Genomic DNA, 20774 nt, shown 5'->3' on the forward strand with positions numbered 1-20774 from the left:
AAAATTATTCGTAACCATGATGGGAGGATCCTTTTAACTGATTATTTTAAAACAGCTTTCGGGCAACAAATTAACTAAAAATTACTAAAACAGAACGCAAGCCCTACTTCGCATCATGAACTTTAATCTGCAAGCAATTTTCAGCTTCATTAGTTTTATCAACAATGCTAAAGCTACGCGGCAACAAACGCTGCTGCATAGCTTCCACGCAAAGCCACGCACTGGTTAAAAAATAGTTCGGATAAAAAAAAACATCAACAGACTTATTATAAAAATCAGGCCAACTAACCAAGAAAACAAAGTTTAGGTTTTATTTTTTACTGTTACCAAGCAAAAGAAACATTAAAAATAATACATTTTCCGTTTAAAAAATGACGCCAACTAATGCTTTTTTACAGTAGAAACCTAACTATCAAGGACTAAAAACATACCATTCCAGGCCACATCCAGAAGCTAATTCACTGATTTCTTATTAATAAAATCAATCAAGAAAGCTTCCCTTGCTTTATTTTAAACAACTGAATAACCGAGGAAATACATTTGACCACCTCGTTTGAACAAAGCATTGTTTAAGCGAGTGTATGTATTAGCCCTTTTAAATGACTGGGAACTTATTCGTGCAAGAAAAAATCAAGTGGTGGAAATTGTCTTTAATAAAATCGTAAGTTGGTAGCCATAGTTTTCGTGACGTACAGATGTCCAGCCGTGTTACTCAGCAGCACAGACGACCAAACAAACGATAAGCACTTAAAGGCAGTCACTGTATTTCATCCACTGGTATAGAAGGCGGTCTCAATAACCAAGCGCACACGACGTGACTGCCACTCCAGTTCGATCTACATCGTTCGGGCGTGATGGATGTCAATGGCATCTATTAGCAGATAGAGTTTGGCGTCCCTGGCAGGAGCAGCACAGACACGATAAATATATGTTTTTATTATAAGAAATCAAAAAACCATTCTCTTTGTATACCAATGAATATACCACTACTCTGAAAAAATAGTTTAAACAGACTATCCACCCTAAAGAACTGGCATGGTAAAGACCTCGTGAAGCGATTGATGCGCAGCACTGCTGACCAGCCAGACATCTAGAACATGAAGACTGCAGGATATCCTTATCAAAACCTAGCTATTGAGTTAAATTTCTTGATATTCCATTTTCAGAAAACGATTTTCCTTTGTAAATGCGGCGCGTGTATATTTTTTGATATCAATTTCAAGTGAGTCCATATCTTCACGACTCAGCTTATCTCTATTAAGAGTCAGTATGTATTGCTTACCTATTAAATCATTAGAATTGTTACCAATGAAATTTATGCTTTTTACCAATGTATCTTGATCAACGTCAAAGATATTATCATGTACTAAAAAGCCAGGATGCCGACTAGCAGTATCAGGATTTATCAACAATCCAAGATCATATAGAAACACTTTCTCCCTATTTATACTGTGGCTACCATCAGAATCAATTCTAAGCTCAAATTTCAATATCTCTTTCTTATTCGATACATCTATTGAAAATGAGCTTTTTCTATTTCCAAAAATATATTGATGCATATCAAGCAAGGTATTTTCAAATGACTCAATAGTCTCAGCTGCATCATTTACGAAGCTTTGCAACAAGTATATTTCATTTTCTCTCTCGCGTTTCTTATTTTTATGTTCAGCATCGTACTCTGAATATTTTTTCAAAAATGAAGATAACGCAGAAAACTCTTGAGCTTTTTTCTCATGAACATAAATCGTTTGTTTAAGGCTTATGAGCAAACCATCTTGGTCTAATAGAAAAAGCTTTTCTTTATAGTCTTTATCCAATAATAAAACACGCTCTTCGATATCCTTCAATTCAGACTCCAGCTCTTCTCTCCTTCCTTCAATAATATTTCTTTGGAATTCGTCTATTTTTTTCTTAAACTCAGAAACCTCATCTAAGCTTTTTTTAACAAGATCGCCTAAACCCTCTTGAAACTGATTATAAAGCTCTGCCACTTCATCGCTATCAATATAATTTTCACCACGAAATAATTTTAATTTTGAGAGTTCTGACTTTAGAACGGATTGCGTTGCTCGCTCTTTCTCAATCACATTCTCTAAATCAATAATTTCATTTTTTACAATATCAAAACCTTCAATGTTCTCTAATCTATCGATACTTTCTTTTATTTTTTTTACTTGGCTCTCTAACTCATTCAGCTCTGACTTAGATTCAGACAAATTCTTGCCTGTTAAAACAGTTACATTTTCCTCCATTTTTTTCCTAGCTTTAGATATGCTATCCAACTCCTTTGAAAGTGATTTTGCACTAACATAAGGAGAGGGATCTATACCCAAAAGGAAAAGGTGGGGGGTGTAGTCAGGAGGAATACTTTTCCTAGTATCAAAGCAATGTATTATTGATTTGAACTCTGAACCTTCCTCTCTAATTAATGGCCCCATCATAGACCTGAAAGATGGCACGCTAAAAAATTCGCTACTAGGAAATAGTAAAGCATTTATGTGTTCGTGAGCATCAGAAAGACGAGAGTAGCTTTTTGCTTTACCATCAATTATTAGAGTTGGAGAGTCTGGATTTTCGATTTTTCGTTTCGATATGACAGAGTGCCCATTTATTTCAAAGTCTAAGCAAATAGTAGTATCATGCGATAATTTTTTTTCAGGTATTAATGAAATACGGCAGTCAGCATATCTTTTCAAAAGCCCAAAGCTAATAAAATCTATAGCAATAGACTTACCTACACCGTTGGTTTTTACATTCCCATCTTTTGTTTCTCCTAGGATAAGATTAAACCCTTCGTAAAAACAAATAGGATCAAAAACTTTTGGTTCACTATATAACTTATTGATCTTCATTAGCTACAACCACATATGGTTCATTAAAATCTACAATACCTAAAGAAAAAAGAAAAATCATTCCGTAGTACACCCCTCTTGCAGAAGTATTACTCTTCTTTCTTAATACTTTAGCAACCTCAAAAATACTTACCCTCTTATCTTCGCTATTTCGAATTAGCTGTAATATTTCAAAACCAATAATAGGCGCGGTATTTTTAAACTCTTCATCCTTGGTGAATAAATTGCTCATCTCGCACCTCTTTATTAGGAAAAACATTACACTTAATAAGCTGCTTAATTATATAAAAATATGCAGCACCCGTATCAGCTTCAAAACCATTACTCTGAATCAATAATAGAAAATCACTTAGCATTTTCTGCAGTGCTGTAGTAGGATCACCACCGCACTCAGTAAGAACTTTATCGCTCGTAACTCTTAAATGCTGAGCTACTCTACGTATTTTAACTGGGCTTATATCTGAATTTTTCTCAACAGCATCAAGTACTGCACCATAGTCACGGTATAGCTCAATATACTCTCTTTTTAAAAACTCAGCATGATCAGCAAATCTTTTATTAATTTTTTCCTGTGGAAAAGGTTCATCAAGAAAGCCCTCTCCGATAGCCGGGTGGTTTTCATCACTTAGTAACTCAACAATTTTCAGGATAGTTTCAACATTTCTGGCTAATTTTTCTTTAGGCTTAACATGCAACTGATCATTTAAAAACTCATTAATAAACTCAATATTTTTTAAATCCAAATTGTTAATTTTGGCACAAAGATCTCCAACATCCCAAACACAATCAGTTATTTTAAAAATAAAGTTTTCATTTCCAAGCTCTTTTAATTTGTGCTTCTCCTTCTTAGCAATATTCAAAATGATCAGCTTGTCATACTTCAAATAAAGTTCTTTTTCAATAAATTTACTAACAGTATGCCTTGATTTTGCGAGCGCAGATGTTGATGTTACTTGTATAGCAATTCGTTCATTCTCGTCACCAAGATCAATAGCAGCAGCATTACCATCGATACTATTAATATTAATAAAATTATAGCCAAACGCTAGATTTAACAAATCTCGATAGAAATTTTCCGCATGAACATTGATATCAGTTAAATTTAGCTTATTACTAATATCGACTTGGATAGAAAGCCAAGACAATGAGGATATTATCGACTTTTGTAATTCTTGTCTGTTCATACCCCACCAAATTCAGTGTTAGCTAAAAATAAAATCTACTTTAGCTCATTTTTCATGCTCTTGGGAATACTTAGGCCTTACCTAGCTTTATCAATACCAACCAATTCAGCAGCCAAGCTCATTTACTGTTGCTACCTGATCACCACCAACATGTTTGATATTCAACGTTCACAAATCCGCATGATTTCGCATGCCTCCAACGCACCCAAAACCCGCCTACAGCCCAGCAATAGCGGGCTTTGGGCCGTTTTGCGGTGTGCATGAAGAATTGCCCCACAAGCGAACACCGCAGGCGGGTGGGGGACAACGCGCCGTTGGGTGCGGCGGCCTGGGGGGCCTACCCCTTGGCAACCATCCCATATAGCCGCTGTGTGCCGCTGTAAGCCCTGCTAATGCTTTGAAACGAGAAAGCCCCGCACAGGGCGAGGCTTTGGCTTGAGGGGCGTGATTGAGCGCTAGGCGGCTGTATCGTCGCTATCCAGCTCATCAAGGCTTGGTACGAAGCCCATTTTTTCTTCAAGCTCTTTCAGCTCACGTGGGAAGCGGATGGGTGAGTAATAGCCGCCATCTTTATAGTCTTCAAACGGCAGGCGCTCAGGGATCTCGGTGCCTGGGAGCTTTATCCGCTTGTGATCGACTGGTATGCGACTGAGGAACAGATCGCCAAGTGCCGACATTTGACGCCTGCTCACCTCGCGATTCAGTTGAGCGGTGTCTTCGTAGTTCATTACCGCCTTATAGGCCGCTCCTTTTTGCTTCCAGGCATCGATCCCTAACGTGGCCATGTAAGCATGATCGTTGCAGGTATCTGTTTCGATGCGCTCGAACAGGTACTTCACAACCTCCCCTAACTTGGCCATGCACTCTGTGTTACGGGAAAGCTCGTCCACAGCTTCAATTAGGCGATTATGCGTCACCAAGTCGATGAGCCTGCTTTTATTGTCCACTAAGGCATTACGCGCCAGATAGGTATACATTTTGATCCACTGGGCCTGTGGCTCAAGTAACTCGATCATTTCCTTGATCTGCTCGGCCTCTAGCTTAGCTTGGGTTTTCTGTTTGACCTTATCGCGCATCGATTTAGTCTGTTTGCCAAAGCCTTTCAAAAAGCTCTGCTTCCACTCTCCATCGGCTTCTTCGCCCTGCTGTTCTAGCGCGCTTAGCGTTTTTTTCAGCCGATCCAGTTCATTGCATACCTCTGTCAGCTTCCGGCGACGCGTGAGGTATCTCTTCAAGCCCTTCTCAACATTCTCGCGCAGATCTTCTTCTGAGATACAACTCGCTATGTAGGGCGCATCGAAGTAAGTAAGTGAACGTCCAGGCGCTTTGCCCCCTTTGGCGGGTGCTTGTGCTTCCAGTTGTGCGGTTTCCATGGTTTGGCCCTCGTTGCTGTTACGGTCGGTCTGTTGAGTGGTAGTGGCTGGTTGGTTCATCAGGCCCTCCATTGGGCGGTTGGGGTGCAGGGTGAGGATGTGGAGCTGAAGCCCCACGGTTGGGAAAACGGGAGAAAGAAGAAAAGCGCCTGCCAGAAAGGGGGATGGGTCACGGCAAGGAGACAACCAGGAAGTGTTCGCATAACGAACGCAACCATTCCCCTATAATTCCCCTGACTGATTTCAAAAACGCGGGCAACGAGGCAACACCGGTAACACCATTGATTTAATTGATATTTTTTTTGGCAACCTGTAGCCGCTTTTTTAAAACGGCAACAGACAAAATCAGGTGCTCTATAGATATAAAGATATGTGTTGCCTTTGTTGCCACCTCTCTTATTAATAGGCAACGGCTGCAAGCCGCATGGTTGCTGGGTGTTGCCGTTGTAGCCAGTGTTGCCACAGAAACTAGGTTCACGCGTAAAAAGCCTATCCATCATTCGCCCCCTCGCTCTGCATCCAGCTTGTCGGGATCAATGACGAAAAAGCGCGTGCTCCCTCCTCCTGGCAGGCGGTAGTTTTTCTGGCGGCGGCCACTGTCGGTTTTGGCTAGCACGTTGTAGGTTTCCAGGGTGCGTATCACTCGGTCACGGCCATACCCCGCTGCCGCCTCAGTCAGTGAGGCACGGTTGAATAGGTAAAGACGCTTGCCGTCCTCGATCTCGAAGTAACCTGCTCGGTGCTTAATGTTGGAGTTGGGTAGCTCAGCAGCAATATTGGAAAAGCGGCTATCACCGTGCATAGCGATAAAATCCGATAGCGCGCTAAGTATTTGCCGATCTTCTGCGTTACCGTCGCCTACCCTGGCGATCCACTCGCGGAAAAGCTGGCGGCTTGCATTGGCGGCGGTGCCTTCTTCCCACGGCAAAATTCCGTAAGTGGTCGCCAGCTCACCTGCTAGCCCAATGATGGCGAAGCGATCCGCTACCCTGCCCGCCTGGGGGCCTTCAGAATTGAATCCTTACCGTACCTCAGCAAACCGGCGATAAAAGTAGTCGGGATCGGTTTCCTTGAGTATCTGCTCCACGAAGGCGGGGCCAATCATGCCAAAGTGGTGCGCTGTGGCCGTGGTTAGCCTTCTATGGAAGGTGGCCCCGCTCATGCCGTGTACGTCGTCAAAGGCGCGATAAGTGCGGGTGCCTGCATTCACATCCACCATGCGCAGTTCTGCCCCGGCATGGGCGGCATTGCCAGAAATGGCTGCGTGTTCTGTCAGCGATCGTTCACCACTGGAAAGCGCCAAAACCCGCCAATATAGCTTGGGCCGCCCTTCCCGTTCGCGGGTCATGGTGCCCTTGCCCGTACCGTTAGCGATGGCGTAGGCCATTTCTTGTACCCGCTTCGGATCGGCGCGCTTGATCTCGTCCAGAATCAGCACCGTGTCATTGCGTGACGATGCCTCGATCTCGATACCACCCTTTGACATATCCCACGAGGCGGCAAAGCGGCTGGGGTCGCCCCACACCGTGGCGGCGAGTGCTTGAGCCAGTGACTTACCGCTTGAGGAGTCGCCCACCAGATGCACACCGCCCCCATTCACGCCTACTTTTGAAAGCAGCGGGCCTGCCAATGCGCAGCAAACCGAAAGGATCAGTACCGGGTTGCCCTGGCAGTAGTAAGCCAGCTCGCTTTTCCAGCCTTCCAAGGTGCCCCGCTCTGAAAACAGCAGCGCGCCCTTGCCGCTATCCTGATAGCGCACATCTTCACCGCCTAAAACCCGACTCGGAAGCACAAAGGCCCCGCTTCGCTCGTGCCACCCTGGCTTTGTGGTTGTGGCTAGGATGCGAGTTAAGCCGTGGTAGCTAGCAATGTAGGCAGGCACATAGCGGCGCTGGTGGTAATCCACCTCTAGCCCTTGGCGTAGCAAGGCTTTCAGCACTTCCTCCCCTTTGCCCGCTAGGGCTTCCATGGGCATGACGTACTCAATGGCGTGGCCGCGGTGCTTGAAGCGCAACAGGCGGCCCACGCTGCCATCGTCGCTATTGATCGTTTCCGCTTTGACGTACAGCGGTGCGCATAGCCATAGGTCAAACGGCTGGCCTGCCTCGTCGCTGTTGGTGTGCTTGATGCCGTGATACCAAGTGCCCGCCCGGTACTGCTTGCCTTCCACCATGGTTGGCCCTTCATAAACGGCGTAGCTCGGGCGCTCTAAGGTGTCGATCTTGGGCGCGGTCGGCTTGCCCACCAGGGCTAGGTGCGCTTGCTGTTCGCGTGTCGTTTGCTCGCTCATGTGGCGTTCCTTTGCTGGCGATACCAGCGAGCTAAGTCGTTAAAGTCGCTGAGTGTGGTGGGGGCTTCTTGTGGCCATACGGGAAATAGCACCAGGGCACCCACTGCCAGCGCTGCCGCGTTGGCGGCGGTGCGGCCTGGGTTGCCGGGGGTTAAGCGGTCGTCATCCCCAGCAATAACCAAATCCAGGGCGTCGTATCGGTCGCGTAGGGTTTCGGCCACGGCGGCAAGGTTGCCCGCGTTCATGGCACACGCCACCGGCTCGCGGGTGTGAGCGTGAAGGGTTGCGCCAGTGGCCCAGCCCTCACAAATAAAAAGCTGGCGGCCTGCCTGCACCCTGCCAAGGGGCGCATAAGCGCCCCGCACACGGCCACCTTTCAAAAACCGCTTGTGGCCTTGCTGGTCGATGCACTGCACATTGACCAATTGCCCATCTGCATACAGCGGCACAAGCAATTGGCCCTGTGCGGATTGGCGAAGGTGGTAAGGCTCGATCCCCTTTTCCACCAAGTACGGGTGTGCAGGGTTAGCAGGGCCTGCTGAGTGCCAAAGCCGTTTAGCTGCCAGGGCAGCGCGTTCATGGGCAGCTAAACGCTCGGCGTCTGCCTGCTGGCGTAGCTGGGTTTTGGTGGGCACATCGTAGGGCTTGGGTAACGGCGCGGTAGACGCGCATGCACGTTGAAAAATGCCTAGCCCAAGCTGCTCATCAATCAGCATAGCGGCGTCGACTTGCCGACAGTTACGTAGGTAGCTCAGTAAGGAAACCAGATCCCCGCCGTGGGCGTCTTGGTCGGCAAAGTCATTCCACTTGCCAGAGACGAGCGACACGCCAAAGGAACCTGGGCAGGCATCGGCGCGTGCCGTGTTCAGGGCTACCCACTCGCTCCCCTGGCGCTGCCCATCGGGCAGCCACTCAACCAATAGAATTTCAGCACTGTTTAGTGCCACCGCCGCGACCTGCTGAATCTTTTGGATAGTCGCTTTAGCCATGGCGCACCCCCTTCCTGGCAGGCGCTTGTTGACGTTTTGCGACTAGGCGGGCAGCCATGAGTAGGTCATGGGAGTCAGCTAGCAGAAAGCGCGACGCAATCGCCACATTGGCTAAATCGCGGGCATCAGCGCTGGCTCCTGGCGTATCCAGTTGGCAAAGCGTAAACATTAAATTGCTAGCGGCTTCCAGGCGGGCTTCCGCTTGGTCAAACAGTGCGTCGTGATCGGCGCGGGGGTCGATTAATAGGCACTCAGCATCAGTCAGGCAAAGCGCATCTTCTAGGCGTGGGGTCTGGGTGAAATTAGGCATGATCCACCTCCTCGACGCACAGGCGCTCTAGCTCGATGAGAAGTTGGTCGTGTTCTTGGTAAGAAAGGGCGTTAAGTGCGCAGGCCATGCGAGCCATGCCTAACAACTGGTGAAGCTGTTCAGGCTTACGGTTCACACGGTAAGCAATCAGTTTTGCACCGATAAGCGCGGTAGAAACTTGCGAGGGGGAAATTTGGGTGTGCGTATACGCACCTTGGCTTTGATTGGCCATGGGTGAGACTCCTATTTGATTTTTGGAGTCACCAACAACCGTTCTCACGCGATTGGAGGCGACCGTACGCAGGGTGAGAAACCGGTCAAATAGGAAACCGGCCACGCCGAAGCGTGCCCACGCACAGCCGCCATAACGACGCACTACAGGCGGAAAAAAAGCGCCTGCAATGATAGGGGCGCTGTAGCGCCTATTTGAACTCGGGTTCTCACGCCCGGCTGTAGATTTTGCTACAGCAATACCATGATAAGCATTCCCTAGCGTTCCTCGCAAGCTTTCGAGGCAGCAAATTTCACATACTTTGATAGACTTCATGGGCACCTTTCTTTTGCTTTGCTTCGGCTCCATCGCCCCCCAGCTTTGGAGCCTTTTTCGTTTTTTGGGCAAAACTTCCCCCTACCCACTGGGCATTAGCCCAGCAGCGTTACTACTTGCGGAAAGGGTTTAGGGGGTTAGCAGTCGGTTTCGACGACACCAGCAGATGAGTGCTTGCTGAAACGCTGCGTACCACTCTGGTCGTTCAACACCTTGGCGTAGATGTTTCCTGAGGTGCCCTTACGAAACGTTTTTTCGCTAGGGTTACGCATCGCCTCCATCATGGCGGTAGACATGACCACCACATCCTCAGCGGTCAGTTGCAGCGTGGTGCCGTTGATAGTGACTTCAAACTGGTTCATGCGCGTTGCTCCTGCGGTTGAGTGGTCATGCGTAGCGGTGTGGGGCAGTTTTCCAGGCGTTGACGTTTGCGCGCTTCCAGGCAGTGGGCAATCCAGCTATCCACCTCCTCTTCTAGCCACGCCACACTCTTTCCACCGATGGGCACCGGGGCCGGAAAAGTACCCTGGCGAATACCCTCATAAATGGCCGAACGGCTCTTTCCGGTTTTCTGCTCCACGTCTTTACGGCGCAACAGGCGATTGCCTAGCGCGATCTGGTTCACCGTTTTGAAAGTGGGTTGGTGTGTGGTGTCGGTCATGGGTTTATGTCCTCGCGGTCTCGTTCCCAGCAAATGCTCCAGTAGCCCGACTAAGCTTGACGCCCATACCAAAACCTTTCCATCAGAGCCGGGTGTAAGTAGACTCACTCACACCGAGATACAACATTTGACTTAGCGCAGTAAGATATATAGATATTCAATACATTTAGGAATGTCAGAGTTACCAATGCCAGTTTAATAGAAGCTAAAAATCAAAACACAGCTATTAGCAATAATCAGAAGGATAAAATGTGAATTCAAATCTCGACTCTGCTGCTATTAGAGAAATTTTATTAACAACAGAACAGCTACTTGAAGCAGATAGAATGTATGAGGCACTAGCTGCTCTCCAAAGCTCATATATTGAAATTAAAGAAACTGGTTTCGACAACTGGAATGGAGGCACCACCTTATGGACAATTTACTTAAACCTAGACCCTCAAACTTATTCACAACTTTCTAGAAAAAAAGAAGTTTTCGAAAAACAAATATCAAAAAGATTCAATCTCACTATAGAGCAATATAGTAGCGATAACTTTACAATAAAATTTGTACCAAAAGTTGTCAAAAAAGAAATAACCACAACCAACGGTGAGATACCAAAAGATAAGCGAAAAAACATTTTTGATTGTTTTACAATGGATAATATTCATTATGCCGGAGCATTAAACGATGTTGAGTTCCTTCAGAGAATATTCGACCTAGAAACACTTCCCTCTTATGATTCAAGATATAGCACAGCAGCCGGAGACATCTGGCAGCATACAGTCAATAACGATGATTACCCACTTAACTGGGTGTTTACTGACGAGCGATTCAATCTATCGAGCTGTGATGAAGAGGTCTTCATAAAATTCATTTCGGAGGCTCTAAACCCAATTGTCAGGCCGGACAGGAACGAAACATTAAGTTTAGTCCAGCATATAAACGATCAACTAAAGAGCTGTGGTTGGGAGTTGATTGAAATAGAGAAAATTGCGGGCCGCCCTAGATTCCAAGGCGAAAAAACAGCTACTAAGAATCGTTCCATATCAAGAGGAAAAGCTGTAGCAGATTCTTTAGATGCAGGATGGATGCAAAAAGAGATTGAACGGCTTGAATATGCGGTGGAAACAGATCCAATTCTAGCTATCGGCACAGCTAAAGATTTAGTGGAAACTTGTTGTAAAACAATTTTGAAGAAAAGGGAAGTCGAATACCCTAGATCAGCGGATATACCAACTCTGACCAAGCTATTAACTAAAGAATTAAAGCTGGTTGCAAATGATGTTCCTGACTCAGCCAGGGGTGCAGAAAATATAAAATTAATTCTTAGAAATCTGAGCAACATCACCAAAAACATCGCTGAGCTTAGGGGGCTTTATGGCACTGGGCATGGCAGGGATGGACAGCATAAAGGGCTTGAAATCAGGCATGCACGCCTTGCAGTTGGTGCCGCAATAATATTTATAGACTTTATCACAGAAACCCATAACAAGCGTCAGCTTACACAATCAACAGACAAAGAATAATCATTAAATGAAAACAAAAATCAAAAGCCCACTACAGGCTCTAACAATTAACTTAACAATCACATTGCTAACTATACTACCCATACTATTAGGTTTTGATCTCACCATACCTGAGTTATCAGATGAAATGAAAAGACGTTTCGGTCAGGCCGCAGCATTATTAAGCTTTATTGGTGCACTTCTACTATCATATCATTTTCTACAATTTCACAGATATAAAAAGCAAGAAGAAAAAATCAATATCGAAAAACACAAGCTACTCTTAGAAATCGATATAGAAAGCTATAACTTACACTCCGCGCAACAAAAAAAGGAATTAGAAGACAAAGTCAAAATAAAAAATAAAGAATTATCAGAAGAAAGCGGGAACATCTTAAAACCTGATACTACTGTTAACTTAAACATGGCCCTTGGGTTCGTAATACTTGCTATAGCTGCATTGATGCAAGTCATCAGCGCTGGCTAAATTCAACAAGCATAAATTAAAATCACGCACCTCTAATTAACGTAATACTCATCTCTACTTTCATCTTGGCCCCACAGCTGGGGCCAGTACAGCTTAGATAGAACGCCTTGAAATATTCAGAAACGCGCCTACTGGTTCTGACACGAAAATACGACCCGCATTTGCCACACATGTCGCCAAAAAAGCACAATTCATCTGGATAGCAGACCTTTTCGTCAATAAGTATGCAGCTAGCTTCAGGCTCTTTCTCGCTTATTTCACTCTCAGCCTTTGAGCGCTTATAAGCCCTAACAGGGGAGAAATGTAGGTCAACATACCAAAGACGACGACAGCCGAAGCACTGCAACACGGCCTCTTGGTGCTGGTAGGTTATCCTGCGGCGCTCCTTGGTTCTCATTATGGACCCACACGCTAGACACTTCTCCCCTATCCCTTTCATATCGCTAGCCCTTCGCTTCTCCTCTCAGTGCCAAAGAGGTGATCCGCCCAAAACTGCATCATGGCGGGCCTTTGATCCGGGGCCATGTGCTGGGCATGGGTGTAAACGCCCTCGATCCCTGGCAGCTTGTGCGATAGCTGTAGCTCTATCCATTCTCTGGGGTAGCCCAGCTCTTTTAAGCCGGTGGCCACCACATGGCGGGTGCCGTGGGGAACGTGCCTGCCCTCATAACCCATACGCTTGAGGGCCATACCAAAGGCTGCATCTGATATGGGCTTTCTGGGGTCGTTTCGGCCTGGGAATAGCAGTTTGAAGGGGCCTGTTAGCTTGTGAAGGTAGCGCAGCTCGTCCACCGCCTGAGCAGGCAGGGGCACTTGGTGCGCCCTGCCCATCTTCATGCGCTCGGCGGGGATCTTCCAAACGGCTGCATCTAAGTCGAATTCAGCCCACTCTGCCCTGCGCAGCTCTCCAGGGCGAACGGCTGTCAGTAGCAGTAACTTTAGTCCAATACGTACCATGGGGCTTTTATCGTACGCCTGAATATCGCGCACAAGCTGTGGTAATTCACTTTGCGGGAGATGGTGGAAGCTACCCCGCTTGTAGGGCTTGAGCGCCGTTTGAAGGTCGGTAAGGGGGTTGTAGCTGGCTCTGCCCGTAATGATGGCAAAGCGATAGATGTCACGACAAAAGGCGTGTAGGCGGCGTCTCTGCTCGAATTTGCCTGCATCCTCTAGCGTGCGCAGGATCTCCAACCACTCCAGCGGTAAAATGCTCTCAATAGCGCGGTCTCCAACCTTCGGAAACACGTACATTTCAAGCACACGTCTGCTGTCGTTGACACGTTTAGAGCCTTCTTTCCAGCGCGGCACCATGGCGGCATGCCACTCCATCGCCAGCACTTTGAAAGTGTTCTCTGACGCGTATTTTAGAGCGCGCTTTTCGTTCTGTTTGTGCTCGACAGGATCAATACCCTTAGCAATCAACCGTCTTAAGTCGGTTCGCTTCTCTCGCGCCTCTGCAAGGGTCACTTCGGGGTATTTGCCCAGGCTGATCATGTTGCGCTTGCCGTTGGGGCGGGTGTAGCGCAAACGCCATCCACGGCTGCCGTTGGTTGTGATCCTAAGKTCTAATCCCATGCCATCGGAGAGGGTAACAATTTTCGTGCCTGGCTTAGTTGCGTTTATCTGACGGGTAGTTAGCGCCATGAGGGTATATCGAGAATCCTCGAATAGGGGTCTATACCCTACTGTATACCACTTTGCGGCTGGCTTTGGAAGGAATGCTGAGGAACTGTGAGGGGCAAAAAATTAAAGTCTTTCAGAGTGTTAGACTTCTATTTTGGCCTTGTCAGGACTACTCAAGATTGCCCGTTGGCGTCCCTGGCAGGAGTCGAACCTGCGACCTGCCGCTTAGGAGGCGGCTGCTCTATCCTACTGAGCTACAGGGACAAACGTGGTCTTAAACTTGCGGGCGCGTAGTATAACGCGTCGACTTAGGTAGGGCCAACCGAATGGCTATATCCAGCCCAGCAAACGCAGCGCGAAGATGCCTAGCGTAACGGTAATGCTCGCCATCAGCGTGGTGATGGCGATGATATTGGCTGCCAGGGCCACATTGCCGCCTATCGCTTTCACCATTACAAAGCTGGCGGCGGCAGTGGGGCTGGCGAAGAACAGGAACAGCAGGCCCAACTGCTCGCCTGAAAACCCCACTAGCCAAGCCGCCACAGTAGAGAGTATTGGGAGCGTGACCATCTTCATCAAGCTAGCGCCGAGAGCCACCTGACTGCTGTCGCGCATGCTCGACACGGAGAGCGTCGCCCCAATGCAAATCAACGCCAGCGGCAGTGTTAACGAGGCAAAATAGTCCCCGGAGGTAATCACCCAACTGGGTAGCGGAATAGAAAGTGCCGTAAAGGGTAACGCCGCAAACACAGAAATAATCAGCGGATTTTTGGCGACATGCTTAAGCAGGCTGCGCCAATCGGTGGACTGGCCCGGTTGGTAGAAGGCCAACACCACAACCGAAAACGCGTTATACATCACTATCACCACGCCCAGTAGAAGACTACCCGCTGAAAGGCCATAGTTACCGTACATCCCCGCTGCCAACGCCAGCCCTACTATCCCGCAGTTGCCGCGAAACGCCCCCTGAACGTAAATGCCGCGATCATGATGCACTACACGGTATCGCGCCCATACCCAGCTCAATAAAAACTGCCCCAGCGTAGCCACGGCAAAAAACACCATCAGCGAGACGTCTAAAGCAACGCTTAGGTCGGCTTTAATCAAACTAAGGAAGATCAGTGTGGGGAGCGTTGCTCTAAATACCAGTGCGGAAGCGGTCGAGACAAAAGCGCTATCGATCCATTTCAAGCGCTTAAGACCCAGGCCAAGAAATACCATCGCGAAGACAGGCAGCGTGACATCAAGCGTGCGGGCAAACAGTTCAAGTAGGTTCACAACAGTATCTCGGTCAGCTTTGATTTAAAAACTGGCTTCCAACAACAAATTTAGCACCTGCTTATACTGTACTGCCGGACGACGTTTGTCGACTGGCAAGCGCCCCTGAGTGTAGAACAGAACACGCGCTTGCCAGACGTTATGTGGATTGGTCAAAGAGCTCCACCACACCATCATTGGGCATATTAACCACCACACCATCACGACCCAACCCCTTGGCTTTATAACTACCGGCATCGGCCCGCGCCAGGACATCGGCCACGTTGGAGTCAACTTCATCAAAGGTGGTGACACCGATACTGAGCGTCACCATGTACTCTTTACCTTCATGGGTAACAGAGATTTCACTGACCGATTGACGTAATGACTCGGCGATCCTTCTCGCTTGAGCCAGGGTGCAACTGGGCAGCAACACGCCAAACTCGTCTCCTCCCTGACGTGCCACATGGTCGCTGCGGCGAACTTCCCAGGCGACCACCTGGGCAATACGGCGCAGCATTTCATCGCCTAACGCGTGGCCACCTTCATCATTGATAGGCTTGAAGTGGTCCAAATCGAACAACAATAGGGCTGAAGGTGTACTGGTTTTTTGGAAGTCGGCAAAGGCTTCGTCCAGGCGACGCTCGAAACCACGGCGATTCAACAAGCCCGTTAACGGATCATGTTCTGCTTCCCAGCGCTGAATAGCTTCCTGCTCGCGGCGCTCGGTAATGTCTTTTACCACCCCGACCAACCCAAGGGTATGGCCATCCTGGGAAAGCATCACCACACGGGCATGAATATCCAGCCACAGCAGCTCTTTATCGCTGCGCAAAAAACGCAACTGTCGGATGAAATCGCTGCCGCTGTTAAGGCTATGCAGCCACATATCCTTGGCATCGGCGAGGKCGTCACTATGGATCTGGGGCAGCCATGTCTCCATTGGCGCGTCAGCAGAAACCCCCAGCATCTCTAAAAGCGCAGGATTCATATAAGTAATGCTGCCCTTAATATTGGCGACAAACATACCTTGCGGTGCGGCGCTCAACACCGAGTCTAGAAACGCCTCACGCTCTTGAAGATAACCGAGCAATAGCTGCCGTTCTTCTTCTACTCGGTTGAAGGTACCCGCTACCTGCTGCAACTCCTGCATATTCGTCGCCAGGGTTACATTCTCACGATAGCCGAGCCCCACCTCGCCAATTTGCCTTTCCAAATGCTTCAGGGGCGAAAGCACTTGGCCTAACATCCACCACAGCAAAGGCAGCATGGAGAGCGCAAACAGTACCCACAACCACCACAGTTTCTGAATAAAGCTAGCCAGCGGAAGTTGCGCTTGATGAACCGGCAAGTAGAGACCCACCACCCAGCCTGCAGGCCATACCTGAGCATAAGACTGAAGCGCCATTTGACCATTTAATAGTTTGCCTAAACCATCTCCCTCCCAGCCATCCAGCGCAAGGTCTAACCACGGGTTAAATGACTTGTCGGGAACAGGGCCATTAATTAAGGTGCGATCCGGGTGATACAACACTTTCCCTGACGCAGTGGCAATACCCGCATAGCCATTCTCACCCAAACGCACCTTGGCTAAACGGCTGAAGATGCCCCCTGAATCAAGACTAAGAATTCCCCCCACAAAGCCATCGAACTCGCCCTGTTCGGTGAAGCGCGGCACACTTACTAACACCATCGGCATACCGCTCGCCCGCCCTTTAAATGGCTCGCTCACATAGGGCCGACGAGTACCGCGCAACATGCGGAAATACTCAAGCTGTGAGGTTTCCAGCCCTACCCGGCCAACAATGGCGGGCCAATCGGCCACTATTCTCCCCTCGCGATCAGCCACGACAATGCCCTCGAACCAGGCCAGCAAACTATCGTTTTGCTGCAGTTGATAGCTGATCCAAGACGCATCATCGGTGTTACCAATCATTCCGCGTAGGCGCTCCAATGCCTGGAAACGCAGCTCAACCTGTTGAGTGACTTCATCAGCCAGCAGAGTAGCTTCATAGCGCAGGTGCGACATATTGGTTTCTTGCACCATGGTTTTACCCAACTGCCAGGACATGCCCAGCACCAGGGTAACGACCAAAAACCAAGTAGCGGCAAGACCCAGCAGTAGCCGGCCTCTTAATGAGCGGGAAATATGCATTTTTTTCAGCAGGGCAGCCAGACGCACGAGGAGCCCCTGAATCTATAGAATAACGGCAGCATTTGTATCCATTTGCTGTTGTTGGGGGTGATGAGCGTATCGCTCAAGCCACTTCAAACACTAATTTACCAAACTTGTGGCCTAACGAGCGTTTCACTTATCAACTAAGCGTGCCCTTTACATGATCTAGCCTATCACTTAAAGGAGGATGAATTGATTACCCTAGCCAATTAACGTATGTTCGCCCGCCTACTCCTTGTCCTGTTACCTCACTGCGGCCTTATTTATGGCGAAACGAACGGCAGGTTACACATCCTCAGGTATTCGCAAGCTGGCTGCCCTGCCTGCGCTGCTGCCCGAATTTGACCAATTCGTCCGTATAAGTTCACTTAGGCCGCCCCCCGACGCAGTAATTGGCTGGGGGTTAAAGCCCACCAGCGTCCGCGCCAGGCAGTATGCTCAGCGTCGCCAGCTAGCCTATATCGCCTTGGAAGATGGCTTCATACGCTCGTTAGGCTTAGGCGTAAACGGCTTTCAACCGCACAGCATGGTCGTCGATGAAACCGGTATTTATTACGATGCATCGCGACCTTCGGATTTAGAAAACTGGCTCAACTCAGCCACTTTCGACGCTGAGGAGTTAGCCCAAGCAGAGCGCTGTATAGCACTGATTGCCCACTACCGGCTCTCCAAATATAACCACGCCCCAGATCAACCTATTAACAACCGGGGACGCGTGCTGGTTGTTGACCAAACCGCTGGGGATGCCTCTATACACTACGGCGGCGCCAGCGGTAATAGCTTCGATCAGATGCTTGAGGCAGCGTTAGCAGAGCACCCCGACGACGACATCCTGGTCAAGATTCATCCGGATGTGATCGCAGGCAAAAAACAGGGCCACCTGCTTAACGCCGCAGACCACCCGCGCTGTCAGGTAATCGGTGAAGACCTTAACCCCTGGGCGCTATTTGATCAGGTCGACCATGTCTATGTCGTAACCAGCCAACTTGGCTTTGAAGCACTGCTTGCCGGCAAACAGGTGCACTGCTTTGGCATTCCGTTTTATGCAGGATGGGGGCTGACCCATGACCAACTGCCCTGCCACCGACGTCGCACTCAACGCACGTTAACGGAAGTGTTTGCTGCCGCCTATTTACGCTACTGCCGCTACGCCAACCCCTACACCCGGCAGTCCGCCACGCTGGAAGAGACGATTGCCTTAATCGCCGACCAAAAGCGCCAGCAGGAGCGCTACCGGGGCAACTGGCGGGCGTGTGGTTTCTCCTCATGGAAACGGCGCTTTATTGGCGATTTTTTAGGCATCGCCGCCCAAGTGAAGTATGAGCCCGAACTGCCTTCCCACGAGCAGCCCGACGAGCGGCTACTGGTGTGGTCGAGCCGCATTGATGCCGATTTTAAACGTCAGTACGCCCAGCACATGGCCAAGCTGTGGCGCATGGAAGATGGCTTTATCCGCTCGGTAGGCCTGGGGGTGGATCTCACGCAACCGCTGTCACTGGTCATTGACTCTCAAGGCATCTATTACGACCCCAGCCAGCCCAGCGATTTGGAAGCGTTGTTCAACGACACCTCGTTCAGCGACGACCTACTGCTACGCGCCAAGCATCTACGTGAACGGCTAGTGGCACTCAAGCTCTCCAAGTACAATGTACGCGGCACGGCAGATATCGATCTGCCCAAAGGGCGTTACACCATACTGGTGCCCGGCCAGGTAGAGAGCGACGCCTCGATTGCCACCGGCTCTCCGCGCATCAACACCAATAGCGGACTGCTGAGCGCCGTACGAGAAGCACACCCGGATGCCTACATAGTCTACAAGGCCCACCCGGATGTGCTGAGTGGTGCGCGTGTCGGAGCACTCGATACTAACGCTAAACGCCTGTATGATCTGGATGCCAGCGCTATCGACATTGCCACCCTGTTAGAGCGTGTCGATGCCGTGCACACGATGAGCTCCTTAACCGGGTTTGAAGCACTGTTACGTCAGCGAGAAGTCAGCACCTACGGCCTGCCTTTTTATGCTGGCTGGGGGCTAACCCAGGATGCGCTTAGCTGCCCACGCCGTAAGCGCTCACTCTCGCTGGATGCGCTGGTTGCCGGCACCCTGATTCTCTATCCCGGCTATGTAGATCCCACGACCCGCCAGCTATGCAATGCTGAAACCGTCGTCAGCCTGTTGGAACAGGCAAGAGCACAAAAAAACACCCTTACATGGAAACAGCAACTCTACCGCTGTTATCGTAACTTGTTGATCGGAAGGCATTGAGTTGAAGGATCAGAAGCGTGCATTCTTATTTTTGCAGGGCGTATGCTCACCGTTTTACCAGCGTTTAGCCAAGCGCCTGGTCAACGATGGACACCGCGTCGTTAAGGTCAACTTTAATGCGGGCGATATCGTCTACTGGCAGCGCACCCACGGCGAAAGCCACCTGTTCCGTGGCCCCACGTCCGAGTTACCCGGCTATATTAAAGCGCTGTGGGATCAATACGGCATTACCGATCAGGTTGTGTTCGGCGACCGTCGCCCTATTCACCGCCCCGCGGTCGACAATGCCGCTGCAGCCGGTGTTCGCACCCATGTGTTTGAAGAGGGCTACTTTCGCCCCTTCTGGATCACCCTGGAGCGCGAAGGCGTTAACGGCCACTCGCTGCTGCCCCGTGACCCAAGTTGGTTTTATGAGACTGGCAAAGCGCTGCCCGAACCCGCTGCGCCGGTGCGCTTTCGCTCCTCGTTTAAAATTCGCGCAATGCATGATGTCGGCTACCACTTGGCCGGGCTAACCAACCCGCTGGTGGCACCGCACTACCGCAATCATGCGCCGATCACAGCCCCCGTTGAATACGCGGGCTACCTCAAGCGTTTTGCTCAATTAAAGGCGGTTTGGAAAAAGCGCGATGCTGAGCGCATCAAAACGCTGATCGAAAGCCGTCGCCCTTACTTTATGCTGCCGCTGCAGTTGAATAGCGATGCGCAGATTCGCGACCACTCCCCCTACGCCAATATGCAGCAAGTGATGGACGATGTGATGGCCTCGTTTGCCCAGCACGCGCCCAGCGATACACAGCTATGCATTAAGAACCACCCGCTGGATATGGGGCTGGTCAACTACCCCAAGATCATCAAACAGCTTGAAGAGCGCCACGGCCTGCAAGGCCGTATCGTCTATTTGGAGTCGGGGGATCTCAACGCCCTGCTAAAACACGCCAACGGCAATGTGACCGTTAACAGCACCGTGGGCATCGTATCGCTGGAGAAAAACTGCCCCACCTTCGCGCTTAGCGACCCAATCTACAATCTGGACGGGCTGACCTACCAAGGCGACTTAGCGGATTTTTGGCAGCAGCCGCAGCCGCCTAACAGCGAGCTATTTGGCTATTTTCAAAAGACCGTGATGCACGCCGTTCAGGTTAACGGTGGCTACTACTGCCAGCCCGGTATCGATTTAGCCGTAGAGAACGCCGCCCGCATACTCGAAGCCTGCCCGTCGCCGCTGGAGAAGTTACTGTGACAGTTACTGAAACAGCTCCGGAGAGA

Annotated in this window: 19 protein-coding genes and 1 tRNA gene; 4 read left to right on the forward strand and 16 right to left on the reverse strand. The window is 49.3% G+C overall.

Annotation, left to right across the window (positions count from 1 at the left end; genetic code table 11):
* Positions 1 to 1139 precede the first annotated feature (1139 nt).
* The 11 genes from HALO_RS15705 to HALO_RS15750 all read right to left on the reverse strand — a co-directional run bounded on the left by HALO_RS15705 (position 1140) and on the right by HALO_RS15750 (position 10206).
* A complete protein-coding gene (locus HALO_RS15705; protein ID WP_050713626.1) occupies positions 1140 to 2852 on the reverse strand; it encodes a DUF2326 domain-containing protein in 1713 nt (570 codons plus the stop codon).
* The gene (locus HALO_RS15710) at positions 2839 to 3084 is read right to left on the reverse strand and encodes a hypothetical protein (protein WP_050713627.1); all 246 of its coding nucleotides are present in this window, start codon (positions 3082 to 3084) and stop codon (positions 2839 to 2841) included. The genes HALO_RS15705 and HALO_RS15710 overlap by 14 nt, the downstream gene beginning before the upstream one ends.
* Positions 3059 to 4036, reverse strand: coding sequence for an SMEK domain-containing protein (locus HALO_RS15715; protein WP_050713628.1), 978 nt, complete (start codon positions 4034 to 4036; stop codon positions 3059 to 3061). The genes HALO_RS15710 and HALO_RS15715 overlap by 26 nt, the downstream gene beginning before the upstream one ends.
* Positions 4037 to 4491: 455 nt before the next feature.
* Positions 4492 to 5409, reverse strand: a complete 918-nt coding sequence (locus HALO_RS15720; protein ID WP_157693178.1) for a hypothetical protein — start codon at positions 5407 to 5409, stop codon at positions 4492 to 4494.
* A gap of 496 nt (positions 5410 to 5905) precedes the next feature.
* Complete coding sequence (locus HALO_RS23360; protein WP_197671942.1) at positions 5906 to 6337, reverse strand: hypothetical protein; 432 nt, start codon at positions 6335 to 6337, stop codon at positions 5906 to 5908.
* A 93-nt stretch (positions 6338 to 6430) separates the two neighbouring features.
* Complete coding sequence (locus HALO_RS15725) at positions 6431 to 7699, reverse strand: DUF927 domain-containing protein (protein WP_197671943.1); 1269 nt, start codon at positions 7697 to 7699, stop codon at positions 6431 to 6433.
* Positions 7696 to 8688 (reverse strand): toprim domain-containing protein, encoded by a 993-nt coding sequence (locus HALO_RS15730; RefSeq protein WP_050713630.1) that lies wholly within the window; start codon positions 8686 to 8688, stop codon positions 7696 to 7698. The genes HALO_RS15725 and HALO_RS15730 overlap by 4 nt, the downstream gene beginning before the upstream one ends.
* Complete coding sequence (locus tag HALO_RS15735; protein ID WP_050713631.1) at positions 8681 to 8998, reverse strand: hypothetical protein; 318 nt, start codon at positions 8996 to 8998, stop codon at positions 8681 to 8683. Before HALO_RS15735 ends, HALO_RS15730 begins: the two co-directional genes overlap by 8 nt.
* Complete coding sequence (locus tag HALO_RS23130; protein ID WP_157693179.1) at positions 8991 to 9545, reverse strand: hypothetical protein; 555 nt, start codon at positions 9543 to 9545, stop codon at positions 8991 to 8993. The genes HALO_RS15735 and HALO_RS23130 overlap by 8 nt, the downstream gene beginning before the upstream one ends.
* A 137-nt stretch (positions 9546 to 9682) precedes the next feature.
* Positions 9683 to 9907, reverse strand: a complete 225-nt coding sequence (locus tag HALO_RS15745; protein ID WP_050713633.1) for a hypothetical protein — start codon at positions 9905 to 9907, stop codon at positions 9683 to 9685.
* Complete coding sequence (locus tag HALO_RS15750; protein WP_050713634.1) at positions 9904 to 10206, reverse strand: helix-turn-helix transcriptional regulator; 303 nt, start codon at positions 10204 to 10206, stop codon at positions 9904 to 9906. The genes HALO_RS15745 and HALO_RS15750 overlap by 4 nt, the downstream gene beginning before the upstream one ends.
* A gap of 251 nt (positions 10207 to 10457) precedes the next feature.
* On the opposite strand from HALO_RS15750, the gene HALO_RS15755 reads away from it, so the two are divergent.
* Positions 10458 to 11717 carry an abortive infection family protein gene (locus HALO_RS15755; protein ID WP_050713635.1) on the forward strand — a complete coding sequence of 420 codons (1260 nt, stop codon included), beginning with the start codon at positions 10458 to 10460 and terminating at the stop codon, positions 11715 to 11717.
* 7 nt (positions 11718 to 11724) lie between these two features.
* Positions 11725 to 12183, forward strand: coding sequence for a hypothetical protein (locus tag HALO_RS15760; protein ID WP_050713636.1), 459 nt, complete (start codon positions 11725 to 11727; stop codon positions 12181 to 12183).
* A 22-nt stretch (positions 12184 to 12205) separates the two neighbouring features.
* Here the strand turns inward: HALO_RS15760 and HALO_RS23765 are convergent, their stop codons facing one another.
* The 5 genes from HALO_RS23765 to HALO_RS15785 all read right to left on the reverse strand — a co-directional run bounded on the left by HALO_RS23765 (position 12206) and on the right by HALO_RS15785 (position 17245).
* The gene (locus HALO_RS23765) at positions 12206 to 12622 is read right to left on the reverse strand and encodes an ogr/Delta-like zinc finger family protein (protein ID WP_050713637.1); all 417 of its coding nucleotides are present in this window, start codon (positions 12620 to 12622) and stop codon (positions 12206 to 12208) included.
* On the reverse strand, positions 12619 to 13827 hold the full coding sequence (locus HALO_RS15770; protein WP_050713638.1) for a tyrosine-type recombinase/integrase: 1209 nt from the start codon (positions 13825 to 13827) through the stop codon (positions 12619 to 12621). The genes HALO_RS23765 and HALO_RS15770 overlap by 4 nt, the downstream gene beginning before the upstream one ends.
* A gap of 166 nt (positions 13828 to 13993) precedes the next feature.
* Positions 13994 to 14070 (reverse strand) — tRNA-Arg (locus HALO_RS15775).
* A gap of 66 nt (positions 14071 to 14136) precedes the next feature.
* Positions 14137 to 15084, reverse strand: coding sequence for an AEC family transporter (locus HALO_RS15780; protein WP_035578020.1), 948 nt, complete (start codon positions 15082 to 15084; stop codon positions 14137 to 14139).
* Positions 15085 to 15223: 139 nt separating this feature from the next.
* A complete protein-coding gene (locus tag HALO_RS15785; RefSeq protein ID WP_442906013.1) occupies positions 15224 to 17245 on the reverse strand; it encodes a diguanylate cyclase in 2022 nt (673 codons plus the stop codon).
* Between the two features lie 259 nt (positions 17246 to 17504).
* Between HALO_RS15785 and HALO_RS15790 the strand changes: the two genes are divergently transcribed.
* Positions 17505 to 19505, forward strand: coding sequence for a capsular polysaccharide biosynthesis protein (locus HALO_RS15790; RefSeq protein WP_035578016.1), 2001 nt, complete (start codon positions 17505 to 17507; stop codon positions 19503 to 19505).
* A 1-nt stretch (position 19506) separates the two neighbouring features.
* Positions 19507 to 20748: a capsule biosynthesis protein gene (locus HALO_RS15795; RefSeq protein ID WP_035578014.1), complete on the forward strand. Its 1242-nt coding sequence runs from the start codon at positions 19507 to 19509 to the stop codon at positions 20746 to 20748.
* Positions 20749 to 20774: the final 26 nt, after the last annotated feature.

The organism is Halomonas sp. R57-5 (assembly GCF_900070345.1).
Classification (GTDB): Bacteria; Pseudomonadota; Gammaproteobacteria; order Pseudomonadales; family Halomonadaceae; genus Vreelandella; species Vreelandella ventosae_B.

Coding starts and splice junctions, on each gene's coding strand:
- HALO_RS15705 (WP_050713626.1), bottom strand. CDS start 2,852: ATGAAGATCAATAAGTTATATAGTGAACCAAAAGTTTTTGATCCTATT.
- HALO_RS15710 (WP_050713627.1), bottom strand. CDS start 3,084: ATGAGCAATTTATTCACCAAGGATGAAGAGTTTAAAAATACCGCGCCT.
- HALO_RS15715 (WP_050713628.1), bottom strand. CDS start 4,036: ATGAACAGACAAGAATTACAAAAGTCGATAATATCCTCATTGTCTTGG.
- HALO_RS15720 (WP_157693178.1), bottom strand. CDS start 5,409: ATGGAAACCGCACAACTGGAAGCACAAGCACCCGCCAAAGGGGGCAAA.
- HALO_RS15725 (WP_197671943.1), bottom strand. CDS start 7,699: ATGAGCGAGCAAACGACACGCGAACAGCAAGCGCACCTAGCCCTGGTG.
- HALO_RS15730 (WP_050713630.1), bottom strand. CDS start 8,688: ATGGCTAAAGCGACTATCCAAAAGATTCAGCAGGTCGCGGCGGTGGCA.
- HALO_RS15735 (WP_050713631.1), bottom strand. CDS start 8,998: ATGCCTAATTTCACCCAGACCCCACGCCTAGAAGATGCGCTTTGCCTG.
- HALO_RS23130 (WP_157693179.1), bottom strand. CDS start 9,545: ATGAAGTCTATCAAAGTATGTGAAATTTGCTGCCTCGAAAGCTTGCGA.
- HALO_RS15745 (WP_050713633.1), bottom strand. CDS start 9,907: ATGAACCAGTTTGAAGTCACTATCAACGGCACCACGCTGCAACTGACC.
- HALO_RS15750 (WP_050713634.1), bottom strand. CDS start 10,206: ATGACCGACACCACACACCAACCCACTTTCAAAACGGTGAACCAGATC.
- HALO_RS15760 (WP_050713636.1), top strand. CDS start 11,725: ATGAAAACAAAAATCAAAAGCCCACTACAGGCTCTAACAATTAACTTA.
- HALO_RS23765 (WP_050713637.1), bottom strand. CDS start 12,622: ATGAAAGGGATAGGGGAGAAGTGTCTAGCGTGTGGGTCCATAATGAGA.
- HALO_RS15790 (WP_035578016.1), top strand. CDS start 17,505: ATGGCGAAACGAACGGCAGGTTACACATCCTCAGGTATTCGCAAGCTG.